The sequence below is a fragment of the Citrobacter sp. Cs237 genome (genome assembly GCF_030332325.1).
In the GTDB taxonomy this organism is placed as follows: domain Bacteria; phylum Pseudomonadota; class Gammaproteobacteria; order Enterobacterales; family Enterobacteriaceae; genus Citrobacter_A; species Citrobacter_A sedlakii.
In genome coordinates this window covers 341,583-354,944 of record NZ_JAOWIB010000106.1, presented here as the reverse complement: position 1 = coordinate 354,944, position 13,362 = coordinate 341,583, and the positions used below count along the sequence as shown (strand labels likewise).

Genomic DNA, 13,362 nt, shown 5'->3' with positions numbered 1-13,362 from the left:
ATTATGCCCCCAATGACATCCGGATTTCAACGGACAACCTCGGACGACTCAGGACATAAAAATCGCTTCAAGCATTGATTTTTAAGGGATAATTGGACTTTCTCGGATGGTCTTGGAAGTACTAATGGTGCCGAAGGCCGGACTCGAACCGGCACGTATTTCTACGGTTGATTTTGAATCAACTGCGTCTACCGATTTCGCCACTTCGGCACTGAAGAGGTATGCGGAAAACGTTGTGGATTATACCTGTCGCTCGCAACCATGCAAGCAGTAGCATCCGCCTTGTTCACTAAGTGTTGAAAAAATCAGCACACCTTCCCCATCTGACGCCATTATCCCCCCTTCTGCGAAGCATCGCGGTTTTCCATGCTCTACACTTCCAGTTCAACACCACACGAGGGAAACACGATGTCGATGATAAAAAGCTATGCCGCGAAAGAAGCGGGCAGCGAACTCGAACTCTTTGAATATGATGCGGGTGAACTCAAGGCAGAAGATGTCGAGGTAAAGGTGGACTACTGCGGTATCTGCCATTCCGATTTGTCGATGATCGATAACGAGTGGGGTATGTCGAGCTACCCGCTGGTGGCGGGACATGAGGTGATTGGTCGCGTGGCGGCCCTCGGCAGCGCGGCGCAGGATAAAGGGCTGAAGGTCGGTCAGCGCGTAGGCATTGGCTGGACAGCGCGCAGCTGCGGGCATTGCGACGCCTGTATCAGCGGTAACCAGGTCAATTGTCTGGAAGGCGCCGTCCCTACCATTTTGAATCGCGGCGGCTTTGCCGAGAAAATTCGCGCAGACTGGCAATGGGTGATTCCGCTGCCGGACAGCATTGATATTGAATCCGCAGGCCCATTGCTGTGCGGCGGCATCACGGTATTTAAACCGCTGCTGATGCACCACATTACTGCCACCAGCCGTGTTGGGGTAATCGGTATTGGCGGGCTCGGGCATATCGCCATCAAGCTCCTGCATGCGATGGGTTGCGAAGTGACCGCGTTTAGCTCCAATCCGGCGAAAAAGCAGGAAGTATTGGCAATGGGTGCCGATAGCGTGGTGAACAGCCGCGATCCCGAAGCGCTGAAAGCACTGGCTGGACAGTTCGATCTGATCATCAACACCGTCAACGTCGATCTCGACTGGCAACCGTATTTTGAAGCGCTGGCCCACGGCGGCAACTTCCACACCGTCGGTGCGGTGCTGAAGCCGCTGCCTGTCCCGGCGTTTACCCTGATTGCTGGCGATCGCAGCATCTCCGGCTCGGCAACAGGTACGCCTTTTGAACTGCGTAAGCTAATGAAGTTCGCCGGTCGCAGCAAGGTTGCGCCCACCACCGAACTGTTCCCCATGTCGCAAATCAACGAGGCTATCCAGCACGTTCGTGAAGGCAAAGCCCGTTATCGCGTGGTGCTTAAAGCCGACTTTTAATCGCTTCTACCGGGCGGCATTCGCTGCCCGGTCCTCTCCTCCTCTTTGGAACCCTCCTCGCAATCTGTTGAATAAAGCGGTGAAGAGTGCCGCACGGTTGCCTATACTCGACGCAGGATAAACGGAGGAAATCTCATGAGCGCACCCTTGTTAATTGCCCGCACGCCGGACACCGAACTGTTTTTACTGCCTGGTATGGCGAACCGTCACGGCCTGATTACCGGGGCGACAGGGACAGGGAAAACCGTCACGCTGCAAAAGCTCGCCGAGTCGCTATCCGGCATCGGCGTACCGGTATTTATGGCGGATGTTAAAGGCGATCTCACCGGGGTGGCTCAGGAAGGACAAGCCTCCGAGAAGTTGCTTGCCAGACTGCAAAACATCGGCGTCAGCGACTGGCAGCCGCATAATAACCCGGTGGTGCTGTGGGATATCTTTGGCGAGAAGGGACATCCGGTACGCGCCACGATCTCGGACCTCGGACCGCTACTACTGGCGCGCCTGCTGAATCTCAATGAGGTGCAGTCCGGCGTGCTGAACATCATCTTTCGCATTGCCGACGATCAGGGATTTTTACTGCTCGATTTTAAAGACCTGCGGGCGATTACCCAGTATATCGGCGATAACGCGAAATCCTTCCAGAATCAGTATGGCAATATCAGCAGCGCTTCCATCGGCGCGATCCAGCGCGGCCTGTTGACTTTAGAACAACAGGGGGCGAACCATTTCTTCGGCGAGCCGATGCTCGACATCAAAGACTGGATGCGCACCGATGCCAGCGGTAAAGGGATCATCAATATCCTTAGCGCCGAAAAACTCTACCAGATGCCGAAACTCTATGCCGCCAGCCTGCTGTGGATGCTCTCTGAGCTTTACGAGCAACTGCCGGAGGCGGGCGATCTGGAAAAACCGAAGCTGGTGTTCTTTTTCGACGAAGCGCATTTGCTGTTCAACGATGCGCCAGAGGTGCTGCTGGATAAAATCGAACAGGTGATCCGCCTCATCCGTTCGAAGGGCGTTGGCGTCTGGTTCGTCTCACAGAATCCCGCTGATATCCCGGATAACGTGCTCGGTCAACTGGGCAATCGTGTCCAGCACGCCCTGCGGGCCTTTACGCCGAAAGATCAAAAAGCGGTGAAAACCGCCGCGCAAACCATGCGCGCCAATCCAGCGTTCGACACGGAAAAAGCCATTCAGGAACTGGGCACCGGCGAAGCGCTGATCTCCTTCCTGGATGCCAAAGGCAGTCCATCGGTGGTGGAGCGGGCAATGGTGATCGCCCCCTGCTCGCGTATGGGGCCAGTCACTGACGACGAGCGAAACGGGCTGATAAACCACTCTTCACTCTATGGAAAATATGAAGAAGAACGGGATCGCGAATCAGCGTTTGAGTTGCTGCAAAAGGGTGTTCAGGCCGCGACTGAAGAGCAAAACGCGCCTGCAGCGAAAGGCAAAGAAGTAGCGGTTGACGATGGTATCCTGGGCGGGTTAAAGGATATTTTGTTTGGCAGCACCGGTCCGCGCGGCGGCAAGCGCGACGGCGTGGTACAAAGCGTAGCGAAAAGCGCAGCGCGACAGGTTACCAATCAGATCATTCGCGGGATGCTGGGAAGCCTGTTGGGCGGCAGAAAGCGTTAGCCTGACGGACACTGAACGCTGCACCCATTGTGCCCGGCAAGCGTAGCGCCACCGGGCAATCACAAGGATAAAACTGCGGTTACGACTTGCGCATCATCAGCCACAGGCTTATCAAGAAGAACGAAGCGCTCGGCAACAGCGCGCCGACAACCGGCGGTATACCGTAAACCAGCGTCAACGGGCCGAAGATCTGGTCCAGCACATAAAAGACGAAACCAAAGCTGATGCCGGTGACCACACGCACGCCCATCGGTACGCTACGCAGTGGACCGAAAATAAACGACAGGGCCATCAGCATCATTACCGCCACAGACAACGGCTGGAAGATTTTGCTCCACATATTGAGCTGGTAGCGTCCGGCGTCCTGGCCGCTCGACTTCAGATACTTCACGTAGTTGTGCAGGCCGCTAATGGAAAGCGCATCCGGGTCCAGCGCCACCACGCCCAGTTTGTCCGGCGTGAGGTTGGTTTTCCATATACCGCTCACCGTCTGAGAGCCAGTAATCTGTTTAGGATCCTGCAGGTTCGACTCGTCCACCTGCGACAGACGCCAGACTTTCTCGTCCGGGTCGAACGTCGCGGAGGCCGCGTAGCGAACAGACTGCAAACGGCGCTGATCGTTAAAGGCATAAATACTGATGCCGCCTAACTCTTCTTCACCTTTTACCCGTTCGATATAAACAAAACTGTTGCCGTCTTTCGCCCATAACCCCTGCTGGGTGGAAAGCAGCGAACCGCCGTACATCGCCTGCGCACGGTAATTACGCGCCATCTGTTCGCCCTGCGGCGCGACCCATTCGCCGATAGCCATGGTCAGCAGCACCAGCGGAATCGCGGTTTTCATGACGGAAAGCGCGACCTGCATCCGGGTGAAGCCGGAGGCCTGCATCACCACCAGTTCGCTGCGCTGGGCCAGCATGCCAAGGCCCAGCAGCGCGCCAAGCAGCGCGGCCATCGGGAAGAAGATCTGGACATCTTTCGGCACGCTGAGCAGGGTATACATCCCGGCGCCCAGCGCATCGTAGTTCCCCTGCCCGGCCTTTTTCAGCTGGTCGACGAACTTGATGATGCCAGAGAGCGACACCAGCATGAACAGCGTCATCATGATGGTGGTAAAAATGGTTTTACCGATATAGCGGTCAAGGACACCAAATGGCTGCATCACACCGCTCCTTTACGTGAAAAACGGGCACGCAGTCGGCGCACCGGCACGGTATCCCACAGGTTCAGGCCAATGGCTAACGCCAGATACAACAGGTTGACCAACCACATCCAGATAGCCGGATCCAGCTTGCCTTTACCGCCGTTGGATTTCAGCGAGGTCTGGATCAGGAAGAACATCAGGTACAGCAACATCGCCGGTAACATCGAGAGCACACGTCCCTGGCGCGGGTTTACCACGCTCAGCGGCACAACCATCAACGCCATCATAAATACTGTGAATACTAATGTGATACGCCAGTGCAGCTCGGCACGGGCGCGATCGGTGTCGGTCGTCCACAGCGTGCGCATGTCCATCTGGTCGGTATCGTTCGGATCCAGCGCAACCGCCTGATGACCGATAATCGCCCGATAATCCTGGAAGTCAGTAATACGGAAATCGCGCAATAGCGCGGTGCCTTCGAAGCGGGTGCCTTTATTCAGCGTGACCACCTGGGAGCCGTCGCGCAGTTGGGTCAAGTGTCCGGAATCTGCCACGACCACGGATGGACGCGCGTTGCCTTTCGGGCGAATTTGCGCCAGGAAGACATCCTTAAAGTCGCTGCCGTCTACGCTTTCGATAAACAGCACCGAGCTGCCATTGGTCGCCTGCTGGAATTGTCCCTGCGCCAGCGCGGCCATACCCGGGTTGGCTTTGGCTTCCGCCAGCACTTCGTCCTGATGTTTTGACGACCACGGTCCCGCCCACATGACGTTGACCGCGGCGATGATCCCGGTGAACAGCGCCAGTATCATGGCGGCTTTGACCAGCACCGCCTTGCTCAGGCCGCAGGCGTGCATAACCGTAATTTCGCTTTCGGTATAGAGTTTGCCCAGCGTCATCAAAAGCCCGAGGAACAGGCTGAGGGGCAGGATGAGCTGCGCCATTTCAGGTACGCCAAGCCCCAGAAGCGAGAGCACCAGATTTGCCGGAATGTCACCGTCAACCGCCGCGCCGAGGATCCTCACCAGCTTCTGACAGAAAAAGATCAGAAGCAGGATAAAGAGAATCGCCAGTTGGCTCTTGAGCGTCTCCCGCACCAGATATCTTATGATTATCACTTTAAATACGCCCGTAAAAACTCGTCTTTTGCAGGAATTTAGCTTGTTTCATGGCTTATCCGTCATTTATTCTCTTGAGTCGTCGAAATCGTCGCTAAAATTATTATACTCAGCGGATTCGCCGCTCAGAACGCGTTCTGACGTGCCAATGCCGTAATAACGTTAAGATTAACACGAAGTCACCGCAACAGCGGACATGAGTTACGAAAGCTTGCAATTCTAACCGCAGGTGCCGCCGTTGTCTTTAAGATTCAGGAGCGTAGTGCATGGAGTTTAGTGTAAAAAGCGGTAGCCCGGAGAAACAGCGGAGTGCCTGCATTGTCGTGGGCGTCTTTGAACCACGCCGCCTTTCTCCGATTGCAGAACAGCTCGATAAAATCAGCGACGGGTACATCAGTGCCCTGCTGCGCCGTGGCGAACTGGAAGGAAAACCGGGGCAGACGTTGTTACTGCACCATGTTCCAAACGTTCTGTCCGAGCGTATCCTCCTCATCGGTTGTGGCAAAGAGCGCGAGCTGGATGAACGTCAGTATAAGCAGGTTATTCAGAAAACGATAAATACCCTGAATGATACCGGCTCAATGGAAGCCGTCTGCTTCCTGACAGAACTGCACGTCAAAGGCCGCAACAATTACTGGAAAGTGCGTCAGGCGGTGGAAACCGCGAAAGAGACCCTTTACAGCTTCGATCAACTGAAGACCACCAAAAGCGAGCCGCGTCGCCCGTTACGTAAAATGGTCTTTAACGTCCCGACCCGCCGTGAACTGACCAGCGGCGAGCGCGCCATTCAACACGGTCTGGCAATCGCCGCCGGGATCAAAGCGGCGAAAGACCTCGGCAATATGCCGCCAAATATCTGTAACGCCGCCTACCTGGCGTCACAAGCGCGCCAGCTGGCTGACAGTTACAGCAAAAACGTTGTAACCCGTGTCATTGGCGAACAGCAGATGCGCGAACTGGGGATGTGCGCCTATCTCGCGGTCGGACACGGCTCCCAGAACGAATCGCTGATGTCGGTCATTGAATACAAAGGCAGTCCGGACGAAGACGCGCGCCCGATTGTGCTGGTCGGGAAAGGCTTGACCTTTGACTCTGGCGGTATCTCCATCAAACCAGCCGAAGGCATGGATGAGATGAAGTACGACATGTGCGGCGCAGCGGCGGTTTACGGCGTAATGCGTATGGTCGCTGAACTGCAACTGCCGATTAACGTCATTGGCGTGCTGGCGGGATGTGAAAACATGCCGGGCGGTCGCGCCTATCGTCCGGGCGACGTGCTGACCACCATGTCCGGTCAGACCGTCGAAGTGCTGAACACCGACGCCGAAGGCCGTCTGGTGCTCTGTGACGTGTTAACCTACGTTGAGCGTTTTGAGCCGGAAGCGGTGATTGACGTCGCGACCCTGACCGGCGCCTGCGTGATTGCGCTGGGCCACCACATCACTGGACTGATGTCGAACCATAATCCGCTGGCGCACGAGCTTATCGGCGCGTCCGAGCAAGCGGGCGATCGCGCATGGCGTCTGCCGCTGGGTGACGAGTTCCAGGAGCAACTGGAGTCTAACTTTGCCGATATGGCGAACATTGGCGGACGTCCGGGTGGGGCGATTACCGCGGGCTGCTTCCTGTCGCGCTTTACCCGTAAGTACAACTGGGCGCACCTGGATATCGCCGGTACAGCCTGGCGCTCCGGAAAAGCAAAAGGCGCAACCGGTCGTCCGGTAGCACTGCTGTCGCAGTTCCTGCTGAACCGTGCGGGTTTTAACGGCGACGAGTAATTGTCGTCTGTTGCCCGGTGGCGCTAAGCTACCGGGGCGACGTAGAAATGCTGATTGCAGGCCGGATAAGCATCGCGCCATCCGGCTTTGCATATAAATCCACAACAAGAAGCCCCTATATGAGAAACGCAACGTTCTACCTTCTCGACAACGACAACACCGTGGACGGCCTCAGCGCCGTCGAACAGTTGGTGTGTGACATTGCCGCAGAACGTTGGCGCAGCGGCAAGCGCGTACTGATCGCCTGCGAAAATGAAAAGCAGGCGCTGCGTCTGGATGAAGCGCTATGGGCAAGACCTGCGGAAAGCTTTGTTCCGCACAATCTGGCCGGGGAAGGCCCGCGCGGTGGCGCGCCGGTCGAAATCGCCTGGCCGGAAAAGCGCAACAGCAGCCCACGCGATCTGCTCATCAGCCTGCGCGTCGGCTTTGCAGATTTTGCCACCGCTTTCACAGAAGTGATAGACTTCGTTCCTCACGAAGATTCTCTGAAACAATCCGCACGCGAGCGCTACAAAGCCTACCGCGTGGCGGGTTTTAACCTGAATACGGCAACCTGGAAATAATGGAAAAGACATACAACCCGCAAGATATCGAACAGCCGCTTTACGAGCACTGGGAAAAGCAGGGCTATTTCAAACCCAATGGCGATGAAAGCCAGGAGAGTTTCTGCATCATGATCCCGCCGCCGAACGTCACCGGCAGTTTGCATATGGGTCATGCTTTCCAGCAAACCATCATGGACACCATGATTCGCTACCAGCGTATGCAGGGCAAAAACACCTTGTGGCAGGTCGGCACCGACCACGCCGGTATCGCAACCCAGATGGTGGTTGAGCGTAAAATTGCCGCAGAAGAAGGGAAAACCCGTCACGACTACGGCCGTGACGCCTTCATTGATAAAATCTGGCAGTGGAAGGCGGAATCCGGCGGCACGATTACTCGCCAGATGCGCCGTCTCGGCAACTCCGTAGACTGGGAGCGCGAGCGCTTCACCATGGACGAAGGTCTTTCCAATGCCGTGAAAGAAGTGTTCGTCCGTCTGTACAAAGAAGACTTGATCTACCGCGGCAAACGTCTGGTGAACTGGGACCCGAAGCTGCGCACCGCGATCTCTGACCTCGAAGTGGAAAACCGCGAGTCGAAAGGCTCCATGTGGCATATCCGCTATCCGCTGGCCGACGGCGCCAAAACCGCCGACGGTAAAGATTATCTGGTGGTCGCTACCACCCGTCCGGAAACGCTGTTGGGCGATACCGGCGTGGCCGTGAACCCGGAAGATCCGCGTTATAAGGATCTGATTGGCAAGTTCGTGGTGCTGCCGCTGGTGAACCGCCGTATTCCGATTGTCGGCGACGAACACGCCGACATGGAAAAAGGCACCGGCTGCGTGAAGATCACCCCGGCGCACGACTTTAACGACTACGAAGTGGGCCGTCGTCACGCTCTGCCGATGATCAACATTCTGACTTTCGACGGTGACATCCGTGAAAGCGCGGAAGTGTACGACACCAAAGGCAACGAGTCTGACGTTTACTCAAGCGATATCCCGGCTGAGTTCCAGAAGCTGGAACGCTTCGCCGCACGTAAAGCGGTGGTTGCCGCTGTAGACACGCTGGGCCTGCTGGAAGAAATTAAACCGCACGATCTTACCGTGCCGTACGGCGATCGCGGCGGCGTGGTTATCGAACCGATGCTGACCGACCAGTGGTACGTCCGCGCCGACGTGCTGGCCAAACCGGCGGTAGAAGCGGTTGAAAACGGCGACATTCAGTTTGTGCCGAAGCAGTATGAAAACATGTACTTCTCCTGGATGCGCGATATTCAGGACTGGTGTATTTCCCGCCAGCTGTGGTGGGGTCACCGTATCCCGGCATGGTACGACAACGAAGGCAACGTTTATGTCGGCCGCAGCGAAGACGATGTGCGTCAGGAAAATAACCTGTCCGCCGACGTTGCGCTGCGTCAGGACGACGACGTCCTGGATACCTGGTTCTCTTCCGCGCTGTGGACCTTCTCCACCCTCGGCTGGCCGGAAAACACCGACGCCCTGCGTCAGTTCCACCCAACCAGCGTGATGGTATCCGGCTTCGACATCATCTTCTTCTGGATCGCCCGCATGATCATGATGACCATGCACTTCATCAAAGATGAAAACGGCAAGCCGCAGGTGCCGTTTAAGACCGTCTACATGACGGGGCTTATCCGCGACGACGAAGGCCAGAAGATGTCCAAGTCCAAGGGTAATGTGATCGATCCGCTGGATATGGTGGACGGCATCTCCCTGCCGGAACTGCTGGAGAAACGTACCGGCAATATGATGCAGCCGCAGCTGGCAGAGAAGATCGCCAAACGCACTGAGAAGCAGTTCCCGGACGGTATTGAACCGCACGGCACCGACGCCCTGCGCTTCACCCTGGCGGCGCTGGCGTCAACCGGTCGCGACATCAACTGGGATATGAAGCGTCTGGAAGGCTACCGTAACTTCTGTAACAAGCTGTGGAACGCCAGCCGCTTTGTCCTGATGAACACCGAAGATCAGGACTGCGGTTTCAACGGCGGTGAAATGACGCTGTCGCTGGCAGACCGTTGGATCCTCGCGGAATTCAACCGGACCGTAAAAGCGTACCGTGAAGCGCTGGACAGCTTCCGCTTCGACATTGCCGCAGGCATTCTGTATGAATTCACCTGGAACCAGTTCTGTGACTGGTATCTTGAGCTGACCAAGCCGGTGATGAACGGCGGTACAGAAGCAGAACTGCGCGGCACCCGCCATACGCTGGTGACCGTACTGGAAGGTCTGCTGCGCCTGGCACATCCGATCATTCCGTTCATCACGGAAACCATCTGGCAGCGCGTGAAGGTGATTTGCGGCATTAACGCAGACACTATCATGCTCCAGCCGTTCCCGGCTTATGACGCCTCTCAGGTTGACGAAGCGGCGCTGGCGGATACCGAATGGCTGAAGCAGGCGATCGTGGCTGTACGTAATATTCGTGCGGAAATGAACATCGCGCCGGGCAAACCGCTGGCGCTGCTGCTGCGCGGTTGTAGCGAAGATGCCGTTCGTCGCGTGAACGACAACCGTAGCTTCCTGCAAACGCTGGCGCGTCTGGAAAGCATCACCGTACTGCCTGTGGATGATAAAGGTCCGGTTTCCGTAACCAAGATTATCGACGGCGCCGAGCTGCTGATCCCAATGGCGGGCCTGATCGACAAAGAGGCCGAACTGGCGCGTCTGGCGAAGGAAGTGGCGAAGGTGGAAGCCGAAATTGGCCGTATTGAAGGCAAACTGGCCAACGAAGGCTTTGTGGCGCGCGCACCGGAAGCGGTGATCGCCAAAGAACGTGAGAAGCTGGAAGGCTACGCCGAAGCGAAAGCCAAGCTGATTGAGCAGCAGGCGGTGATTGCCGCACTGTAAGCAGACAGCCGGACAACGAGGCAGAATGTCTTGTCCGGCTCACAAGATTAAAGCCGGAGAAGCGGTCACGCCATCCGGCTTTTTTTTTACATAAAATAGAGCGTCGGCATCACGCCGCGGGACAGGCGCGACACCAGGCCGTTATCTAGCCGCTCATCGCTGTCGGTCAGCGCCAGCGTATCCAGATCGCCCACCACGCAGGTGTTCTCCGCCAGCCATTTAATCACCCACACGCGCAGCAGCGGATAGGCCAGCCCGCCGGTAATCCCTGAAATCAGATACAGACCGCCCAACCGGTACACCATCCCATGCCAGCTCAGCGTAGAGCGAAAACGGATATGTCCGTCGGCAAGTTGCAGGTTATTGAGGAAATGGTTACGAAACGCGACGATGAGATAGCTGGTCGATACCGCAAAGCCCAGATAATAAATAATCTGCATCATCATAATCTGTCGTTGGTATTCGATAAGAATTAGCGTCTCTATCTCGTCTTCCGACATCCCCGTCACGTCCAGTTCTGCGGCGGATTTGATCAACGCAACGGCCATAAAACCGATCACCGTGAGAAACGGAATTAACGCCGCCATTGCCAGAATCGCCGACTTAATGCAGTGCCGGAGGTTAATCTGTACCGAAAAACGGTGGATGCCAAAACTGCCTCCCTCGCCCACCATTGCCATCAGGCGACTGTAGAGAAAGCCGCTGATCGTGCCCATTCCCGCCAGCGATATCAGACCCAGCGCAATCGCCGAAAAAATAATTTCGCCCAAACTTTCGCGCGGGCAAACCCGGTACAGGCAATAAACCACCACGACCAGTGCCAATATCAACAATACCGGCAGAAACAGCAGATTCCACATCGCCTTCACAGAAGAAAATCGAAAGCCAAAGCGAACGCCGTTCAGCGAGGTCATCATCGCCTGACATTGCAGATTTTTCATCATCAGTATGGGAAGCGATAAGATCAGCAACGCCAGAATCGTCGCGCCAACCGCAACGTACTCCATGCTAATAAATCCGACGCCTGCGATATATATCACCACCAACATCAGCCAGCTCAGAAATATATCGCCACCTTTCATGTTCCAGCTAAAGGGTTGGCCGTTTAGCGTCATGTTGGCATAAATATAACGGCGGCATTTCATTAGCGCCCAGGGCAAATAAATACCCAGCGTAATTAAAACCAGTAATGAATTGACAAGACAAATAAGAAAATAGCTACCGCCATCGCCGCGAAAATGAAAACGATGAGACGGAGGCTCACTCTTTATAAGATTTTCCTGCATATTAGATCCCTGAAAAATTGTTCCTTAAAAATGCACATAATTAGCAGGCAATAGTTTACCTGTAAAAGAATAATACCTTATTCATGTTTTGATTTACATAATTCCTCCGCGCGATAAGGCGCTTGCATCACTTAGCGGAGGGTGCTATTAGTGCGGATTATTTGCGTAATTTATCCGGATTGTACAATGAATGCTGTCGACTCTTCCCCCACCTTACGTCGCCTGACGGCTAACGATAATCAGGCGATTGCCGCCGTTATCCGCCAGGTTTCCGCCGAATATGGCCTTACTGCTGACAAAGGCTACACCGTTGCCGATCCGAATCTGGATGCGTTATATCAGCTGTATTGCCAGCCGGGTCACGCCTACTGGGTGGTGGAGTGTCAGGGTGAAGTGGTGGGCGGCGGCGGGATTGCGCCGTTGACCTGTAGCGAACCGGACATTTGCGAGCTGCAAAAAATGTACTTTCTGCCGACCATTCGAGGGAAGGGGCTCGCTAAGAAACTGGCGCTGATGGCGCTGGACCACGCCCGTGAGCAGGGATTCAAACGCTGTTATCTCGAGACCACGGCTTTTCTGCGCGAAGCCATCGGCCTGTACGAACATCTAGGGTTTGAGCATATCAGCGAGCCGCTGGGCTGTACCGGGCACGTCGACTGCGAAGTGCGGATGCTCAAACCCCTGTAAGCGCCGCTACTGCATTTCAGGAGATACCGAAAGTCGAATGACGCCAGCGGCGTTGGCTGCTGGTAACGTCAGAACTTCCGTCCACATGTCCTGCACCAGATTGCAGGCAATTTTCTCTTTGCCTATCCCTTTCTGCGGTTCCGCCATAATTTGCAAATCATCGCCATAGCGTTGCGCCAGCGTCGGCACCACGTTGCGCAGGTCCTGCAACGCCTGTTGCTTTTCGGCATCCGTCACCGTGTGTTTATTCGGCCCATAGGCTGCGCGCATCATCGCCACGTCACTGTCCATCCGGCGTTTGATGATCTCGGGTGAGATCATCCGCATCGGATTAATGCCGCCCTTCACCGCCGGAAAGAGGAAACGAAAACACGCGTCATCCCCCTTTTTCTGCACAGCGGCAATCTGCTCCAGATTGATTTTCATGTAGTTAATGACATTATCATCCGGCGCGTTTTGCAGGCGCGCCATCTGGATCTGCAATATCTGCGGTTGCACAGCATCAATTAATTGCTGCTCAGATTTTCCTTCTTTACGCATCTGAACAGCCTGATCGCGGATACGATTCCAGAGTTCAGGCTCCTGCTCTTTCAAAACCTGCATGGTCGGCAGCGTGGTCATCGCCTCATTAAACTGCTGTTCTTCGCTCTGCCCCGTCGCCGCTTTTTCGCGTGGGATCAGATAGTGAACGTCGAATAAATTCCACGCCACGATCGCCACAATAAAAATTACCGCGCCGGAGACTTTCCCGACCCACCCCTTTTTACGAAACAGGCCAATGACGATAGCGAGAATCGCGCCAACGTAGCCTGCGAGTATGACATGTGTCCAGTTCATCGGTATTCCTTGCCTGCGCGTGAGGGAT

Annotated in this window: 11 protein-coding genes and 1 tRNA gene; 6 read left to right on the top strand and 6 right to left on the bottom strand. The window is 55.5% G+C overall.

The annotated features are described in order from the left end of the window. Nucleotides 1-125 precede the first annotated feature (125 nt). Nucleotides 126-210, bottom strand: a tRNA-Leu gene (locus tag OGY07_RS15075). Between the two features lie 198 nt (nucleotides 211-408). Here OGY07_RS15075 and ahr point away from each other — a divergent pair. After that, the gene (gene ahr, locus OGY07_RS15070) at nucleotides 409-1,428 is read left to right on the top strand and encodes an NADPH-dependent aldehyde reductase Ahr (protein ID WP_211934872.1); all 1,020 of its coding nucleotides are present in this window, start codon (nucleotides 409-411) and stop codon (nucleotides 1,426-1,428) included. Between the two features lie 135 nt (nucleotides 1,429-1,563). Then, the gene (locus tag OGY07_RS15065; RefSeq protein ID WP_042289380.1) at nucleotides 1,564-3,066 is read left to right on the top strand and encodes a helicase HerA-like C-terminal domain-containing protein; all 1,503 of its coding nucleotides are present in this window, start codon (nucleotides 1,564-1,566) and stop codon (nucleotides 3,064-3,066) included. A gap of 79 nt (nucleotides 3,067-3,145) precedes the next feature. Here the strand turns inward: OGY07_RS15065 and lptG are convergent, their stop codons facing one another. The 3 genes from lptG to ytgA all read right to left on the bottom strand — a co-directional run bounded on the left by lptG (nucleotide 3,146) and on the right by ytgA (nucleotide 5,441). Next, nucleotides 3,146-4,228 (bottom strand): LPS export ABC transporter permease LptG, encoded by a 1,083-nt coding sequence (gene lptG / locus OGY07_RS15060; protein WP_042289381.1) that lies wholly within the window; start codon nucleotides 4,226-4,228, stop codon nucleotides 3,146-3,148. Further along, complete coding sequence (gene lptF, locus OGY07_RS15055) at nucleotides 4,228-5,328, bottom strand: LPS export ABC transporter permease LptF (protein WP_060570895.1); 1,101 nt, start codon at nucleotides 5,326-5,328, stop codon at nucleotides 4,228-4,230. The genes lptG and lptF overlap by 1 nt, the downstream gene beginning before the upstream one ends. A gap of 62 nt (nucleotides 5,329-5,390) precedes the next feature. Then, complete coding sequence (ytgA, locus tag OGY07_RS15050) at nucleotides 5,391-5,441, bottom strand: protein YtgA (protein ID WP_211180521.1); 51 nt, start codon at nucleotides 5,439-5,441, stop codon at nucleotides 5,391-5,393. 153 nt (nucleotides 5,442-5,594) lie between these two features. On the opposite strand from ytgA, the gene pepA reads away from it, so the two are divergent. The 3 genes from pepA (at nucleotide 5,595) to OGY07_RS15035 (ending at nucleotide 10,524) form a co-directional block, all read left to right on the top strand. Continuing rightward, nucleotides 5,595-7,106 (top strand): leucyl aminopeptidase, encoded by a 1,512-nt coding sequence (gene pepA / locus OGY07_RS15045; protein ID WP_060570896.1) that lies wholly within the window; start codon nucleotides 5,595-5,597, stop codon nucleotides 7,104-7,106. 119 nt (nucleotides 7,107-7,225) lie between these two features. Beyond that, complete coding sequence (holC, locus tag OGY07_RS15040; protein WP_042289386.1) at nucleotides 7,226-7,669, top strand: DNA polymerase III subunit chi; 444 nt, start codon at nucleotides 7,226-7,228, stop codon at nucleotides 7,667-7,669. Then, nucleotides 7,669-10,524: a valine--tRNA ligase gene (locus tag OGY07_RS15035; protein WP_286601467.1), complete on the top strand. Its 2,856-nt coding sequence runs from the start codon at nucleotides 7,669-7,671 to the stop codon at nucleotides 10,522-10,524. The genes holC and OGY07_RS15035 overlap by 1 nt, the downstream gene beginning before the upstream one ends. Nucleotides 10,525-10,610: 86 nt before the next feature. Here OGY07_RS15035 and OGY07_RS15030 read toward each other — a convergent pair whose 3' ends face one another. Beyond that, on the bottom strand, nucleotides 10,611-11,810 hold the full coding sequence (locus tag OGY07_RS15030) for a YjgN family protein (protein ID WP_286601465.1): 1,200 nt from the start codon (nucleotides 11,808-11,810) through the stop codon (nucleotides 10,611-10,613). 186 nt (nucleotides 11,811-11,996) lie between these two features. Between OGY07_RS15030 and OGY07_RS15025 the strand changes: the two genes are divergently transcribed. After that, nucleotides 11,997-12,497 carry a GNAT family N-acetyltransferase gene (locus OGY07_RS15025; protein ID WP_042289390.1) on the top strand — a complete coding sequence of 167 codons (501 nt, stop codon included), beginning with the start codon at nucleotides 11,997-11,999 and terminating at the stop codon, nucleotides 12,495-12,497. A gap of 6 nt (nucleotides 12,498-12,503) precedes the next feature. Here the strand turns inward: OGY07_RS15025 and OGY07_RS15020 are convergent, their stop codons facing one another. Beyond that, nucleotides 12,504-13,334, bottom strand: a complete 831-nt coding sequence (locus OGY07_RS15020; protein ID WP_286601463.1) for a topoisomerase II — start codon at nucleotides 13,332-13,334, stop codon at nucleotides 12,504-12,506. Nucleotides 13,335-13,362 lie beyond the last annotated feature (28 nt).

Bases quoted from the DNA above. Each gene is read 5' to 3' on its own strand.
- lptG (WP_042289381.1), bottom strand. From the start codon at position 4,228: ATGCAGCCATTTGGTGTCCTTGACCGCTATATCGGTAAAACCATTTTT.
- OGY07_RS15020 (WP_286601463.1), bottom strand. From the start codon at position 13,334: ATGAACTGGACACATGTCATACTCGCAGGCTACGTTGGCGCGATTCTC.
- OGY07_RS15030 (WP_286601465.1), bottom strand. From the start codon at position 11,810: ATGCAGGAAAATCTTATAAAGAGTGAGCCTCCGTCTCATCGTTTTCAT.
- OGY07_RS15025 (WP_042289390.1), top strand. From the start codon at position 11,997: ATGAATGCTGTCGACTCTTCCCCCACCTTACGTCGCCTGACGGCTAAC.
- OGY07_RS15035 (WP_286601467.1), top strand. From the start codon at position 7,669: ATGGAAAAGACATACAACCCGCAAGATATCGAACAGCCGCTTTACGAG.
- ahr (WP_211934872.1), top strand. From the start codon at position 409: ATGTCGATGATAAAAAGCTATGCCGCGAAAGAAGCGGGCAGCGAACTC.
- holC (WP_042289386.1), top strand. From the start codon at position 7,226: ATGAGAAACGCAACGTTCTACCTTCTCGACAACGACAACACCGTGGAC.
- pepA (WP_060570896.1), top strand. From the start codon at position 5,595: ATGGAGTTTAGTGTAAAAAGCGGTAGCCCGGAGAAACAGCGGAGTGCC.
- OGY07_RS15065 (WP_042289380.1), top strand. From the start codon at position 1,564: ATGAGCGCACCCTTGTTAATTGCCCGCACGCCGGACACCGAACTGTTT.